Raw genomic sequence first — 15,052 nt, 5'->3', positions numbered from 1 at the left:
ATTCGACCAAGGTCGATGAAATCATCGACGGCGGGCATTGACTGGTTTGTCGGTACGATCGGATAGCCGACAGACGCGCCCGGCCGCATCGGCGACTCCGTAGCCTTCTCGTCGCGAAACAGGAGGAGGCTGCGTGTCGCAGGTACGTGTCGAGGTCGCTTTCACACCGCTGACCGGCGATGACGATTTCGTGCTCGACCAGCTCACCGAGGAGCTGGCAGGCGATCTTCGTGAGGTCGGGGAGGTACGGCGCATCCCGCTCGCCCCCGATCCGGCGAGCAAAGGCATCGCGGAGCTGGCCCTGGCAGCCGTCACCGTACTGACCAGCGTCGACCCCTCATACGTACAGTCGCTGGTCGATGTGATCGTGGCGTTCCTGCAACGCCACACCGGCCGCCGCATCCAGCTACGCGTCGGCGACGTCGAGTTGACGATCGACCAGCCCACGCGGGGAGAGACCGCCGAACTGATCGAGACGGTACGGGTCGCGATCGAAGCGGGCCACCGCTGATGGGTCGGCACGCGCTGCTGCTCGGCACAGCCAGCTACCACGCCGATCGGCGACTCCCGGCGCTGCCCTCGGTACGCCAGGACGTCACCCAGCTCAAGACGCTACTCGACGGCAGCGGCGGCTTCGACACCGTCGACGCCAAACTGGACCTGCCGGTCGCACACCTACGCCAGGTCGTTGAGGAGTTCTACGGCCGGTGCGGCAGAGACGACCTGGCCCTGCTGTACTACTCCGGGCACGGCGTGCTGCACGAGGACCGGGAGTCGCTGTTTCTCACCGCCACGGATGCCCACGCCGGGCAGCTGCACGCCACCGCCTTCGATGTCGACGGCACCCTGCGGCATCTGCTGAACAGCACCAAGGCCAGTCAGAAGGTCGTCCTGCTGGACTGTTGCTTCTCCGGAGCCTTCACCGCACGGCACCGGTTCCGGGGCGGCGTACGGGAGGAACCTCGCCGGGGCAAGCGCGAACGAGGCACCTTCGTCCTGACCTCCAGCACGCACATGAAGGCGTCGAAGGCGCAGGGGTCCGATCGGCCGTCGGTGTTCACCGAGGTGCTGCTCGAGGGGTTGCGCGGCGCAGCCGACGGGTCCGCCGACGGCTGGGTCACCACCAACGACCTCGCCCGTTACGCGATGACCGAGATGGCCCGACGTCGGCAGCACTCGCCGGTCGAATCGAGCGAGGGGGTGACCGAACCCATCCGGCTGGTCACCGCGCCGGACTCGGCGGCCGCCCGGGCGCGACCTGACGCCGGCCCGACCAGCCCCGCCGACGACGCCCCGTTCGACGCCGACCAGTGGCGCCGCCTGGTCACCTACTACGTCAACTGCATGGAGCGCTCGGCCGCCCTGCGGTCCTTCATCGACCCACAGGCGGTCAGCACGTACGCTCCGGCACCGACCGGTGCCGAGGCGGTGTTCACGGCGGCCTCCCCGGTCCGGCTGACCGGCCGGGCCGCCGCGCTGGCCACCCGGGCCCGCGCCGACGGCAAGGAGTTGCAGTACGGCTATCCGGTCGTCGCGGTCCGACCCGCCAGGCAGCAGCCGGTACGGTTGACGCCGCTGCTGATCTGCGACGTCACGGTGGGCACCGACGACGTCGTGCACGCCTCCTTCCCGCCACGGCCCGGCCCGGCGCTGCTCGACCTGCTGCAGCTGTCCGACGTGGAGTCCGATGAACTGCTGCAACGGGTCGGACAGGTCTTCGTACCCGGTGACGCGGCGGCCCTCACCGCCACCGTCGACCTGCTGATGAAGACGTTCGGTCTGACTCCGGTGGCGGACATCGACCCGATGGCGCTGGTCGGCCCACCGCGTCCCGGGCCACTGGACCGGGTGCAGAACGCCGCACTGCTCTACTCCGTCGACGCCAAGGCCTCGCCACAGCAGCAGCTCGTCGTCGACCTCCAGGGCATGATCAAGAATCCCCGGCTCATCGACCGGACGGCGTTGGCAACCCTCGCGGCGGGCCCGGGCGAGGAGGCTCCGGTGCCGATCGCGACCGTCGCGCTGGCTCCGGCCAACGAGGCGCAGGAGGAGATCATCCGCGCCGCGATGTCGCAGCCATTGACCGTCGCGCAGGGTCCACCGGGGACGGGTAAGAGTCAACTGGTCACCGCGCTGCTCGCTACCGCCACCGCCGCCGGCCAGAGTGTGCTGATCGGCTCCACCAGCAACCAGGCGGTGGACGCGGTGTTCGGCCGGGTCGGCGAGCTGGTCGGTCCCGGGCTGGTGCTGCGCACCGGAAACAAGGAGCACCGGCTGCAGGAGCCGAAGCACATCGCCGACCTGATCGCCGCGTACCCGTCGGCCGAAAGCCACCTGGCGCCCGACGATCGGACACCGCTGTACGAACTCCGCCTGATCGCCGACGAGATCAACGGCCTGCGGCAGAGCCTGGACGATCAGCGGCTACTCGAACGCGATCTGGCCGACCTCGCGGCCGAGCGCCGACCGGGGCCGCGCCACGAACACCGTGCCGGCCGCGATGCCGCAACTGCCGGGCTGCCGGACGACGACGCGGCGCTCGCGCGGCTGTACCGACTCACCGACCGTGCGCTGACCAGCCGGTGGCTCGGCTGGTGGTATCGCTGGCGGCTGCGTCGGCACGGCACCGGCGACCCGGACACCATCCGGGCCCTCGGTGAACGTGCCGTCATCGAGCTGCGGTGGCGGGATTGCCGGCGACAGGCCGACGCGCTGCCCGCCGCCGAGACGTCCTGGCAACGGTTGACCGAACTCATCGGCGTCGAGCGGCCCCGGCGCAGCATCGACCTGCTGCGCGCCCAGATCGCCCGTCGGGTGACGTCGGGAGGCCGGCTGCTGCAGAACCGGGCCGACGAGATGGCCAAGGCCAAGCCGGACAGCTGGGCCTACTTCCCGGAGCTGCTCCGGGTGCTGCCGGGCTGGGCCGTCACGGCGCTGTCCGTGCGATGGATACGGCGGGAACCGGCCATGTACGACCTCGTCGTGATCGACGAGGCCGCGCAGTGCACCGTGCCGGCGATCCTGCCCATGCTGTACCGCGCCAAACGGGCACTGATCATCGGTGACCCCCGGCAGCTGCCACCCGTCGTCGAGCTTGCCGACGCCGACGATCTCGCCGAGCAGGCCAAGGCCGGGCTCGGCACCGGATGGTTGAACACCCGACGGCTGCGCTACGCACGCCATTCGGCGTACGACGCGTTCGCCGCAGCGGCTGGCTCGGCCTATCTGCTCGACGAGCACTACCGCTGCCACCCGGACATCGTCGACGCTCCGAACCGGGAGGTGTACCAGGGCCGGCTCACCGTGTTGACCGATCCGGCCCGACTGACCGCGCCCGCCGAACCGGCCGTACGGTGGCGCGACGTGCCGGGTACGTACAACTACGGACCGACCGGATCCGGACGCAACGACGTCGAGATCGCGGCGGTGGTGACCGAGGTGGCCGAACTTCGCGCGGCCTTCCCGGAGGCGTCCATCGGAGTGGTCACACCGCTCGCCGCGCAGCAGCGCGGCCTGAAGTCCGCGCTCCAGGCCGCCGGCCTGTCCGAGAACCTGCTCTGCGCGACCATCCACCGGTTCCAGGGCAGCGAACGCGACATCATGGTCGTTTCACCGGTCGGTGCCCACGGCATCGGTGACCGCACCCGGGACTGGCTCGCCCACCAGACGAACCTGTGGAACGTCGCCATCACCCGGGCCCGATCCCAGCTCGTCGTCGTCGGCGACCGGTCGTGGTGGTCGGGCCAACGGGGCCTGCTCACCGCCGTGGCCCTCGGCCACAGGTCGACCGCAGCGCTGCCGGACGCCGTCCCAGGGCCCGCCGATCAGCTGCACCGTGCCCTGCGCGAGGCCGGAGTCGCCGTACAGCGGGACATCGCCGTGGCCGGGCAGACCGCCGATCTCGTCATCCGCCAGGCCGGTCGGGAGATCGCCGTGTACGTCGACGACCCGGCCGGCGATCCGTCCGGCCGCGCCCTGCGCAAGGTCCTTGCCCGCCTCGACGTCGCCGCCCACCACGGCACCGTCCGCCGGGTGCCCGCGTGGCGTTGCCTGGCCGAACCGGAGCAGGTGGCTACCGAGCTGTCCGAGCAGCTCCGTCACCTGGATGGTCGACCGAGCAGTTGAACGCAGGTCCGCCCACTCCAGTTCGTACGTTGATCCGGCCGTCGAGGGAACCGTCGTTGTCGTCAAATCGGCGCTGAGACAACCGTGTGGGTTCCCTCGGCGCCGCCGAGCCCTGGTCTCGTCTGGCCATGTCATAGCTCACCGCCCGACGCCGTGATCGTCGCCCACCCGCCGACGACAAGGTGAGAACCACCCCGAGGGCTGCGCCGGTGGCGTCCGCCGGGGCGGCTACGGTCCCGTCGAAGGGCAACCGGTCCGGCGGCTCCCGAGCGCCGAGCAGCCGGATGTGCCACCGTTTAGGTCTCGGGTATCAGCCGAGAGTGACCACGCGTCGATACTTACGGTCGTCAACGACCCACACCGCCAGGTCGGCGAGCGTCTGTCGTTGTCCGTCGCCGCCGGCCACGGCCCACACCGCCCTCGGCGGGGCTCAGGCCCGCGCTGGTGGCGTGGTCACGGGCTCCGGTGGCGACCGGCACCAGCGGCGGCGTCTCGGCCAGCAGCAGGCGCAGGTTGCGTTCCCGGGCGGCGGAGTGCAGCCAGAACAGCACCGGCCACACCCGCCCCAGCCTGCCAAACAACTCTTCGTAGCCGGCCAGCTTGCGGGTCAGCACCGACAACTGCTCACCACCGGTGTCGAACTCGACGAAGAGCGGCACCCCGACATCCCGCACCGTCCACAGGCCGTACCCGTCTGGGCGTACCCGAGGCTGAAAGGCGCGCACCAGACCCGGATCCTCCGGCCGGGTGAACGCCCCCGAGCGTTGGCACGCCGCCTCCGACAACCACCGCCCTAGACGGGCCTCAGGGTGGGTGCGGGCGTAGCCGGCGAGGTCGGTGAAGAAGCCGTTCACGCCGAGCCGGTGCTCCAAGGTGCGGCTCGACGTCCACCGACGCCGCTCCACCCGGGCATGATCCCGACGCGGTGGCCGCTCATCACGGCCAGCGGCCACGACCTCCGCGCCGAGCTGGTCGATGACGTAGTGATACGGGTACGCGCCGCCGTCGGCGCGCTGCGGCCGGAACCGCCCCACCAGCCGCAGCCGGTACAACGTCAGCAACCGGCGCTGACAGAAATCCAGCGACGGGAACAGGGCGTACGCGATCTGGAACGAGGTCAGCACCCCGTGGTCGTAGAGCCAGCCCAGCAACACCCGATCCCGGGCAGTCAACTGCGGCTGCACCCGCAGAACCGGATCATCCATCCACCATCACCTCCTCTCCGATACGCATACGACTCCCCCCCAGGGGGAGGGACCCGAGACCAGCACAGGTCTGTCGCAGGACAACCAGCCCTCGCTGACAGACCGCCCGGCCTGCGGTGTGAGACCACACCAGGGGTCCGTCCGGGGGGCCGGTCGAAGACCGACCCCAACCCGGATGGCAAGCCCGACCCCCGAACGGGGGTCAAGCCGGAAACTGTCACCGCCACCAGCCACGGCAGCGGCCGAAAACATGGGGAACAACAACAGAAACTCCTTGTCGAAGACGACACCGACACCAGCGAAGCCGGCATCGGATGGATGAAAGCCGCAGACCGCGCCCACCAGGCGGCAGGCGACGCCCGACAGGCAGCGGCAGCAGCGCAACGCCCCCAAGCCGAGGGCAAGGCAGCACAAACACCACTGTGGATACGCGACGACGTAGCCGAACCGACACGCCGGCGGTTTTGGCAGGGACTGGTCGAGCACAGTTCAGAGACAGGGCAACGCCGACGCGGTCAGCTGCTTACGGCGCTGGCTACCCACCGGCTCACCCAGCCGGGAGAAGATCCTTCATGACGGCCCCCTGTCGCTCATGACCATCGACGGCCTACCCCACACCCGGCTCACAACGATCGACGACGCCCCGCGAAGGAGCGCCACCAGACCAGCCGATCGAACCCGGCAGGTAGACCACCGAACGGTCGCACGCATCCCAGTACGCCCCACCAGCAGCACCCTGTCAACCACCATCGTCAGCCCCCGACCACGGCCCCTCTGGACTCAGCGGGACTCCCCCGGTCCAGGCGACCCGAGCCGCCCTCAGCCAGGACGGAGATGCCGCCCAAGAAGGCGAAAAGATCTTGGCACGCACGACTTCTGGTCTCACGATGTGAGACGTCGGTTCGTCAGCGACGTTCACCCGGCCCACACCGACGCCGGGCCACCCGGGCCACCTCGGTCAGCTCCTATAGCAACATCCGCGCCGAGCGAGATCGCCGTGAGTCCAGATTGCCCACTGTGATAGCCGGTGGGTCTCGTGGTCCTACGATTGCGATCCAAGGAGTACTGTCAAGCCACGTCTTCGCTCCGGCAGGACTATCGGCCAATCGTGACCTCATTTCCGAGGAGAGCGTGCCATGCCGCGACAGCACGTTGTCGTCGATCCGGCCTTCGGGCCGCGCTTGAGGTCGCTACGCGAGGAGCGAGGCCTGTCGCTTCGCCGGCTCGGGCAGGTGGTCCACTGCTCGCACGGATACCTCTGGGATCTCGAGGCCGGCGGCAAGCGGCCCAGCGCGTCCGTGGTGGCGCTGCTCGACACGGCGCTCGGTGCCAACGGCGAGTTGTCCGCCCTGGTGAGCGAAGTGTCGGCTGACAGCGGCGAACTGCTCGCGGGTCCCGCTGAGCCGGGCCCCGACGCGGCGGTCGGACTAGACTTCCCGCAGGACTGGCGACACGGCGCGGAGGTCGCGGCAGAGCTGTGGCGGGGAGATATGCAACGGCGAGATCTCCTGGTGGGTGCGGGATTCAATGCGGCGGCGTTCCTGACGCCGGCGCTCCGCTGGCTGACCGCTCGACTCGAAGAGGAGCCCGTCGGCCACGGTGACAGCCTCGTTGGTGAACCTCACGTCGAGACGATTCGGCATATCTCCGGCGTCTACCGGTCGCTCGACAACCGTTATGGTGGCGGCCACGTCCGTGACGGGTTGGTCCGGTTCCTTGATACCGAGGTGGCTCCGCTCCTGCGGGGTCGGTACGACGCCCGCACCGGTATCGCGCTGTACTCAGCGGCGGCCGAGGCCACCCAGCTCGCGGGCTGGGCCTCGTACGATGCTGGGCTGAACGGCTTGGCGCAGCGGTACATGGTCCAGGCGCTACGGCTCGCCACAGCCGCAGGCGATCGCCCGCTGGGCGCGGAGATCCTGGCGGCGATGAGTCACCAGGCGGCCTACTTGGGGGCGTCGGCAGAGGCGGTCGACTTGGCGCGTGCCGCAGGTCGCACGGCGGCCGAGTCCGGGATGGCTGCGATCCAGGCGGAATCCGCAGTGCTGGAGGCGCAGGGCCACGCCGTGGGCGGTGACGAGGCGGCGTGTACGGCAGCGCTCGACCGCGCTGAACGCGCCTTCGACCGCGCGGAGAACACGAGCAACCCACAGTGGATCGGCTACTTCGACGAAGCGTATCTCTCGGCCAAGTTCGGCCACTGCTTCGCCGCGCTCGGCCAAGGCAAGCTCGCGGCCCGGTTCGCGGTGCGGTCGTTGGAGATGGACGGCAGCGCCTATGCCCGCGGCAAGCAGTTCAACCTGGCATTGTTGGCGCTTGCCCACGTGCAGTCCGGTGAGCCGGAGCAAGCCGGCGCGGTGGGGGTGCAGGCAGCACAAGCCGCTGAGAGTCTGAGCTCCGAACGGGCGCGCGCCTACCTCGCCACTCTCGCGGACCGCCTCACGCCGTACGCCGGGCTGCCCACGGTGCAGGAGTTCTCCGCGCGCGTACGGCCGCTACTCCAAGCCGCCTAAATTCGCCCTGTTGCTTTGGCCAGCAGCACAGCGAGCAGACCGGCGACAGACCCCGCACCGACGATCTCCCCGGCGTGGATTCGTTGCTCTACCTCGGCCAGCGGGATCCAACCGATTCGCGCGGTCTCGTTGATGTCAGGCACGGTGCCCGTGGGGTCGGCCCCTCGGGACAGGTAGATGATGTTCTGCTGGTCGATGGTGCCGACCATGGGCTGGAAGCCCAGCAGCGGCTCCATGTTCCTGGGCCGCCAGCCGGTCTCCTCCTCGACCTCCCGCGCCGCACAGACGACTGGGTCCTCGTCATGGTCAAGGTAGCCACCCGGCAACTCCCAGACCCACCGGCCGATGATGAACCGGTGCCGCCACATCATCAGCACGCGGTCGGCGTCGTCCAGGACGATCACCATCGCGGCGGACGGCACCCTGAGTACGTACTGCTCGAACCGGACGCCGTCGGGTAGTTCGACATCCGCGACGCTCAGCACGGCACGCCTCGTGTCGTCGATGACCCGCTCGTCGTGGATGGTCCACTCACTTGCCCGCCGAGCACCGGTACTCATATGCCGCACCCTATCGCCGCTTCGCTGGCCCCCGCGCGCCATGGGTGCCCGGTGTCGGCTGACACCGGCTGACGGAGAACCACTTCAGCTGATCTATCGGCGCGACCAACCTGTTCATCGAGGGATGCGAACGGCGAGCCGTTGAGTCCCGGTGACGGCGACGGCAGGCGACGTCGATGGAAGCGACGCGCACGACGTGCCCGCCACACCACCCATTGAACAAATGACCTTGGAGGAACCGTGGCGACGTATCTCGGCGGCGGGCAGCTGGAGGAGGCGCAGGCCGTCCTGACGCAGCACGTGGTGTCGTGCGCCGATGGGAAGTGCCTGGCATGCGGAACGCTCGGACCGTGCGCGGCGCACGAACGGGCGGCGCGGGTGTTCAGCCTGTCTGCACACCTGCCTCGGCGTACGCCTGGAGCGTCTCGTCCTGAGCTGTCCGGTGCCCGCACGGCTGGCTCGACGCGCTCGTGGTGGACCAAATGAACACCCCGTCCCTTGCCGCACCGTCTGACAGATGGTCGCCCGATCAGCTGCACGCGTTTCTTCGGGACGAATCACCATCGGCGAACATGCAATGGCGGCGGTGGTGCGCCGACCTGCTCCGCGCCGACCGCCTCGGCCCGGCGGAACTGTCCGAGTGGTGGACGGTGATCACACAGTTCGACCCGGTGCTCGCCAACTACGCCAGCCAGCCGGTCGACGTGCCCGAGGGCACTGTCGTCGTCGCCGGCAGCGGAAAGGAGCAGTACAAGACCTTCAACGTCAGCACTGCAGCCGGGATCCTTGCCGCCGCCGCCGGGACCCGCGTCGTCAAGGGAATCTCGCGATCGGTATCCGCAGTCTCCGGAGCCGCCGACGTCCTGGATCTCCTCGGCGTACGACCGGTCAGCCAGCCAACGGAAATTCCTGAAGTGCTGGAGCGTTACGGCATCGCTTTCGTCGGCTACCCAGTCTTTTGCCGGCGCTACGCAGACCGGTACGACGACGTCTTCGACACCCTGAATCCGGCAAGTTTCTTCATGCCAGTCGCCGCTCTCTGCGTCCGCGCGAGCAGCTACCTGCTCGGCCTGGCGCACCGCGACGTCACGCTCGCGGCCGCAGCGCTACAGAGAATCAGGCCAGAACTCGCCCTCGGCGTCGTCACCTGCACGGAGCTGTCCCCCGGCGAGACCGTCGACGAGTACGCCGGCGTCGGTCAGGCGCGACTGGCCCGTCTCACCGACGGGCTCATCACCTGCGGCATCCACCAGGGCACCGAGCCGACGTCCTCATGGCGTCAGGCCGTCGCGCACCAACCCACACACGCCGGGAACGCCGCGCTCGTCACCGCTGCGCTCGCCCCTGGAGACGACACGGCCGCGACCATGCTGGTCGAGCTGAACGCCGCGCTCGTCGTGGGAGCAAGCGGAGTCGACATCGACGAAGCGAGCACCCGGGTTCGTCACGCTCGCCGCTCCGGTAACGCCATGCGGCTGCTGACCATGCTCACCAATCTCAGGTAGGGAGCCACACATGCCACCAGCGTCAATTGATCTGCGATCGGCTGAGGTCTTGGCCGAACAACTCGGACCAACCGCAGCCCGATTCACCCACGCCGACGACGCGCTTACGGTCCTGGACCCGTACAAGCGCCAGTCGATGTCGGTCGTGACCGGCTTCGGTCCGACGAACGCACCGACCGCCGGCACCCTGTCGGTCATGCTCGGCATCGTCGAGCTGCAACGCCGGCTCGGCGCGCCGATGACAGTCGTCATCTCGGACCTCGGCGCGTGGAACTCCCGCAACGTGCCCTGGCAGACGCTGCTCCAGGTCAGGGATCAGATGTTCGCGTTCCTCGTCGCGATCGGCCTGAATCCGGACGGGGCCGAGTTGCGGTCTCACCTTGACCACGCCAACCTGGTCCGCGCCGGGCGGGTGGCCCGTTACCTGTCTCGGGCCGACTTCCAGGAACACCGGGAAAGCCTGTTGGAGCTGTACGCCGACCACGGGCTGCTCGGCAGTGAGACTGGAGTGGTCGTCGACTCGCTGTACACGGTCGCCGACATTCTCGGCCCTTTCGAGGGCGGCGCAGGTGACGTCCTCATGGTCTCCGGCGTGGAAGAGTCCTACTTCACCGACCTGGCCCGGCTGGTGCTGCACCGGCAGGCCGGTGCCGGCGATTTGAGTCTCGGTTGGCAGGGCGGGATCGGCGCCCTGTATTTCCGGGTCCTTGAAGGACTGGCCGGCTACCCGAAGATGTCCAAGAGCATCCCGGCGTCGAGCATCCATCTGAACATGGCTCCGGCCGAGATCACCGACCGGGTGATGCGCGACGACGAGGCCAGCCAGGCACCGCTGCTGTCGGCCATCGAGCTGAGCAGCGGCTGGGACGCTACGGACATCACCCGCGCCCGTGAGGCGTTCGCCGATCGGCTTCTCCGGCCAGGCCCCTGGCGCCAGGCACGCCGAGAGTACTGCCGCTCTTTCACCCAGTTCGCCGAGACCTGGCAGTGGTGCACTCGATGAGCCCACTCCTCGTCCTGCTCGGCGCGTCCGGACGCCTTGGTCGTGCCATTGCGCCGCTGGCCGTCGCAGCCGGTTTCACCGTCGTCGCCGTCGCGCGAAGCCGCCCAGCGGACCAGGCATCCGCCGACGCGCATTGGATTCTCGCGGATCTGACGGTTGCCGAGCACCGCGCCCGCGTTGCCGTCACGACGGCCATCCTTGCTGCCTCTCGCGGTCGGGTCTGCGTCGTAGACAGCGTTCTCGACCGCAGCGGGGTGCAGTCGATGCGACGCAGCGTGCACGGCGCGACCGAAACCGTGTTACACCTGCGCGATCAACTTCTCGCCAGCGGTCGGGAGATCACGCTGATCGCCGCGAGCACGACGGCGGTGCTGGCACCTGGTCTGTACCAGACGCCGTACGGGCTCGCGAAACGCCGACAGGTCGTCAGATACGCCCGATCCGGCATCCCCGGCATGGCGTTGCTGCTACCACAACTGACGCCACAGCCGGTGGACGAACCGACGCCTCGACCGGTCTGGCCCTTCGACCAGGCAGCCCAAAAGATCGTCGCAGCAGCGGCGACGACACCGGTCCGACCTGACCTCGCCATGCTGGTGCCGGTCGTCCCAGACCCAGCGATCAATGCCGAAGCCAGCCTCATCTCCGTCGCTGGCTCGACGATCCTGGCCCATCTGCGCAGCCTCCTGCTGGACCGCGACTCGATGCAGGCCCACCGGGCTGCGGCCCGCGGCCGGCTGCGCCTCTGGCCCCGACGCATCCGACTCCGCGTCGACCACCATGTCGCACCGCGTGAGCTGGTACGCCGATTCGCCGACCGCCATCGCATCGCCGTCATCGATGAACGGTCCGAGGCAACTGCATCAAAGGGGAACGAGGCGGCGCGTGTCAGATGACACCCTTGACGCTCTCATCGTCGGATCAGGACTCTGTGGTCTGGCCATCGCCGTGGCGGCGGCACGTCGTGGTCTGCGGGTGCGGTGCGTCGGCGACGGGCAGGCTGGGGCGTCGCTCGCAAACTTCGGACAGTTGCATTCGGGTGCCGTCTACGCCCCGGTGCTGCCCTCGCTCAGTGAGGCCTGCTGGCGGGAGCGGAGCCGCTGGTACGACCTGACCCGGCCCGTACGGATCGGAGCCGCCACCGGACTGGCGCTGTTCCACTCGGCCGACGCCGTCGACCGGTATCTGAAGGCCTGGAACCGGATCGGCATCACCGCCTCGGAAGCGGCTCCCGTGGCCAGCGGCTCTCTTCCCCCACCGGCCGCAGCCTTCCACATCCCGGATTACAGCGTGAACCTACCCGCACTGCACACCAGCCTCGTCGCGTTGGCTCACACCGCAGGCGTACCGCCGGTACTGCGACGGGAGGTCACCCTACGTCGAGATCCGGCCAGTTGCCTCGTCTCCATCGCACAGAACGCACCGCGTGCCGCCCCACGGGCACGCATGCTGGTCCTGGCAGCCGGCGCCGGTACACCGCGACTGTTGGCCCGAGCCGGGATCCGGCACACGCTCCGCACCCGGCGCATCGCCTGGGGACGGCAGGCCGGCACCCGCGTACGGAGCTTGACCTACTGGCTGGACGGCGACCTCCTCGCCCTCAGTCCAGATCTCGGGGGCACCCGTGTTGGCCTGCCCGCAGTCGACGGCCAGTATGGACCGGCCGAGGAAGAACATGCCCGGCTACAGACCGCCCTCCACCTGCGCGGAGTTCAACGGCCCGGCCGTGACCTCAGCCTGCTGTGGGGCACCGTGTGCGAGCCGGCCAGCCCGCAGACCGACCCATCGAGCCTGGTCGTCGATCTCAGGAAACCACCAACCGGCTGGACCCCAGCGGCCAACCTGCTGGTCGCGCTGCCCGGCAAATGGACGACCGCCTGGCACTGCGCCGATCAGGTAGTCGACGCACTCGTTTGACGGCGAGGCGCGCTGTCAGTGCCTACCCGATGCCGACGGCGTCGCGCACCCGCTCCAGCAACGGTCGGGTCTGCTTACGGGCCTTGTCCGCGCCGTGCGCGAGGAGGTCGTCCAGTTCGCTGCCAGGTGCCATCAGCGCCTCGTAGCGCTCCCGCAGCGGCGCGAACTGGGCATTCAACGCGTCGGTGAGCTGGGCCTTCACCTCGCCCCAACCCATCCCACCGGCCATCAGCCGGGCTCGGGTCTCGGCAACGACGTCCGCCTCGCCGAACCGCTCCAGCAGCGTGAAGACCGCAGCCGAGTCGGGATCCTTCGGCTCATCGAGCGGCACGCTGTCAGTCGGGATCCGCCGGATCATCTTGCGCAGACCGGCTTCGGACTCGAACAGCGGGATCGTGTTGCCGTAGGACTTGCTCATCTTCCGTCCGTCGACGCCGGGCAGGGTCTGCGCCGAGCCTTCATCCGGGATGACGGCAGCTGGGATCTTCAGCCTGAATCGATCGCCGTAGACGGCGTTGAAGGCACCGGCGATGTCAGCTGCGTACTCGACGTGCTGGACCTGGTCACGGCCAACCGGCACCACATCGGCGTCCATGATGAGAATGTCGACCGCCATCAGCATCGGGTAGTTGAACAGGCCCATGTTCACACCCGCGTCCAGATCCTCCTTGCCGGCCGCACGGTTACGGTCGCGCGCCGCCTTGTACGCGTGCGCCCGGTTCATCAGCCCTTTACCGGTCAGGCAGGACAGTACCCAGGTCAGCTCAGGGATCTCCCGGATGTCCGACTGGCGATAGAAGGTGGTGCGGTCGGGATCGAGTCCGGCCGCGAGCCACGTCGCGGCCACCGAACGGGTGTAGTGCCGCAACAGATCACGGTCACGGATCGTCGTCAGCGCGTGTAGGTCCGCGATGAAGTACAGGGACTCATAGTCATCGACCAACTTCAGTGCGGGAAGGATCGCGCCAATGTAGTTGCCCAGATGCGGTTCACCGGTCGGCTTGATACCAGTCAGCGAAACCTTACGCGCCGTCGACCCCATAGGTAGGACATTACCGCGCGGCCACGTCGATCTTCTGACCGCACCCTGCGCTCGGAACACACCTGGAATCGGTCAGCCGCCGGTCACCAGCCCAAGCAACGGCGGAAGGCCATCCATACTGTGGAACACCTCGGTGGAGCCCGTCCGAGATCCGTCCGGGGCGTACCGCAGAACCTGCATCCCTGCAGCCAGGCCGGCTGCAACGCCGGCTTCGCTGTCCTCGACCACCACACACCGTTCAGGCTGTACACCCATCCGGGACGCCGCCAGCAGAAACAGATCAGGGGCCGGCTTGCCTCGGGCGACCTGCGAGGCAGTAAAGATCCGCCCGTCGAAGTATCTCGCCAGGCCACTCGCACTCAGCGTCAAGTCGACCTTGGCTGGCCGGCCGTTCGACGCCACGCAGAACGGAACCCTGAGCCGTTCAAGCAGCTGAGCGACGCCCGGCACCGGCCGGACCTGGGCCCGCAACGCGGCATCAACCGCAGCGGTGAGCCCGTCGAACCAGCCCGTTGGCACCTCGCCATCGAGACGGTCCGTGATTCGCTGCGCCGCCACCTCCTGCGCCAGCCCCACGAACTCCCGAGCGCACTCCTCATAGGTGATCCGGACACCGAGGTCTCGCATCCACTCGGTGAGCACCCGGGCAACGATCGGCTCGCTGTCCACCAGCACCCCGTCGCAGTCGAAGATGACGAGCTCGGGCGATGCGGCGATACCAGGGCTCACCTTCATCACTATCCCAGCCTGGCATCCGCCCGTTCGACGAGCCCGGCGGCGGGTCGGGATGGAACGTCCCGTCAATGCCGTTGCTGTCCCGCCAGCGGTCGGCCGGTCCAGCGGCTCCCGAGCGCCCGTCGAGCACCCAGCCGCCCGTACGGCGTACGGCAAAAGGCCCCGAGCGGGCGGAAACCGCCGGTCGGGGCCTTGGTGTCTGGTACGCCGCGTAGGACTCGAACCTACAACCCGCGGATTAAGAGTCCGCTGCTCTGCCAGTTGAGCTAGCGGCGCTCGCTGACAACGCGGGCAACCCTAGCATGTCCGGCCGTCCAGCTTCCAACCAGTTGCCGGCAACGAGCCGTCTGTCCGGCGGACCTGCCCATGTGCGCGGATCTGGCACCCTTCCGGATCAGGCACGAAGGGCATGGCGGGTGATGCACGATGTCGGCAGGGACGGAACAA

Annotated in this window: 10 protein-coding genes, 1 tRNA gene and 1 pseudogene; 7 read left to right on the top strand and 5 right to left on the bottom strand. The window is 68.7% G+C overall.

What is annotated here, in order from left to right:
* The first annotated feature begins 133 nt into the window (after positions 1-133).
* Both O7610_RS29805 and O7610_RS29800 read left to right on the top strand, forming a co-directional pair.
* Positions 134-511 carry a hypothetical protein gene (locus O7610_RS29805; protein ID WP_281553637.1) on the top strand — a complete coding sequence of 126 codons (378 nt, stop codon included), beginning with the start codon at positions 134-136 and terminating at the stop codon, positions 509-511.
* On the top strand, positions 511-4,125 hold the full coding sequence (locus O7610_RS29800) for a caspase, EACC1-associated type (RefSeq protein ID WP_289212349.1): 3,615 nt from the start codon (positions 511-513) through the stop codon (positions 4,123-4,125). The genes O7610_RS29805 and O7610_RS29800 overlap by 1 nt, the downstream gene beginning before the upstream one ends.
* 310 nt (positions 4,126-4,435) lie before the next feature.
* Here the strand turns inward: O7610_RS29800 and O7610_RS29795 are convergent.
* Positions 4,436-5,330, bottom strand: a pseudogene (locus O7610_RS29795) (replication-relaxation family protein).
* A gap of 1,136 nt (positions 5,331-6,466) precedes the next feature.
* Between O7610_RS29795 and O7610_RS29790 the strand changes: the two are divergent.
* Positions 6,467-7,843, top strand: a complete 1,377-nt coding sequence (locus O7610_RS29790) for a helix-turn-helix domain-containing protein (protein ID WP_289212347.1) — start codon at positions 6,467-6,469, stop codon at positions 7,841-7,843.
* On the opposite strand, the gene O7610_RS29785 is transcribed toward O7610_RS29790, so the two are convergent.
* Positions 7,840-8,403, bottom strand: coding sequence for an NUDIX hydrolase (locus O7610_RS29785; protein WP_289212346.1), 564 nt, complete (start codon positions 8,401-8,403; stop codon positions 7,840-7,842). The two genes, O7610_RS29790 and O7610_RS29785, sit on opposite strands and share 4 nt — an antisense overlap.
* A gap of 671 nt (positions 8,404-9,074) precedes the next feature.
* Between O7610_RS29785 and O7610_RS29780 the strand changes: the two genes are divergently transcribed.
* Genes O7610_RS29780 through O7610_RS29765 form a run of 4 tightly spaced genes read left to right on the top strand, consistent with a single transcriptional unit; the run spans position 9,075 to position 12,828 of the window.
* Positions 9,075-9,908 (top strand): hypothetical protein, encoded by an 834-nt coding sequence (locus O7610_RS29780; protein ID WP_289212345.1) that lies wholly within the window; start codon positions 9,075-9,077, stop codon positions 9,906-9,908.
* Between the two features lie 49 nt (positions 9,909-9,957).
* On the top strand, positions 9,958-10,911 hold the full coding sequence (locus O7610_RS29775; protein ID WP_289212344.1) for a nucleotidyl transferase family protein: 954 nt from the start codon (positions 9,958-9,960) through the stop codon (positions 10,909-10,911).
* Positions 10,896-11,807, top strand: coding sequence for a hypothetical protein (locus O7610_RS29770; RefSeq protein WP_289212343.1), 912 nt, complete (start codon positions 10,896-10,898; stop codon positions 11,805-11,807). Before O7610_RS29775 ends, O7610_RS29770 begins: the two co-directional genes overlap by 16 nt.
* Complete coding sequence (locus O7610_RS29765; protein WP_289212342.1) at positions 11,797-12,828, top strand: FAD-dependent oxidoreductase; 1,032 nt, start codon at positions 11,797-11,799, stop codon at positions 12,826-12,828. The genes O7610_RS29770 and O7610_RS29765 overlap by 11 nt, the downstream gene beginning before the upstream one ends.
* A 22-nt stretch (positions 12,829-12,850) precedes the next feature.
* Here the strand turns inward: O7610_RS29765 and O7610_RS29760 are convergent, their stop codons facing one another.
* The 3 genes from O7610_RS29760 to O7610_RS29750 form a co-directional block, all read right to left on the bottom strand.
* Positions 12,851-13,870 carry a tryptophan--tRNA ligase gene (locus O7610_RS29760; protein ID WP_289212341.1) on the bottom strand — a complete coding sequence of 340 codons (1,020 nt, stop codon included), beginning with the start codon at positions 13,868-13,870 and terminating at the stop codon, positions 12,851-12,853.
* Between the two features lie 72 nt (positions 13,871-13,942).
* Positions 13,943-14,605, bottom strand: a complete 663-nt coding sequence (locus O7610_RS29755) for an HAD family hydrolase (RefSeq protein WP_289212340.1) — start codon at positions 14,603-14,605, stop codon at positions 13,943-13,945.
* Between the two features lie 200 nt (positions 14,606-14,805).
* Positions 14,806-14,881: transfer RNA gene (locus tag O7610_RS29750), tRNA-Lys, on the bottom strand.
* Between the last annotated feature and the right edge of the window lie 171 nt (positions 14,882-15,052).

Origin of the sequence: Solwaraspora sp. WMMA2065 (assembly GCF_030345075.1) — a bacterium.
Taxonomy (GTDB): domain Bacteria; phylum Actinomycetota; class Actinomycetes; order Mycobacteriales; family Micromonosporaceae; genus Micromonospora_E.
Note: the sequence above shows the minus strand (reverse complement) of the source record. Positions and strands in the feature narration are given on the sequence as shown.

Excerpts from the sequence above, each read along its gene's own strand:
- O7610_RS29790 (WP_289212347.1), top strand. The coding sequence starts at position 6,467 with ATGCCGCGACAGCACGTTGTCGTCGATCCGGCCTTCGGGCCGCGCTTG.
- O7610_RS29785 (WP_289212346.1), bottom strand. The coding sequence starts at position 8,403 with ATGAGTACCGGTGCTCGGCGGGCAAGTGAGTGGACCATCCACGACGAG.
- O7610_RS29755 (WP_289212340.1), bottom strand. The coding sequence starts at position 14,605 with ATGAAGGTGAGCCCTGGTATCGCCGCATCGCCCGAGCTCGTCATCTTC.
- O7610_RS29800 (WP_289212349.1), top strand. The coding sequence starts at position 511 with ATGGGTCGGCACGCGCTGCTGCTCGGCACAGCCAGCTACCACGCCGAT.
- O7610_RS29760 (WP_289212341.1), bottom strand. The coding sequence starts at position 13,870 with ATGGGGTCGACGGCGCGTAAGGTTTCGCTGACTGGTATCAAGCCGACC.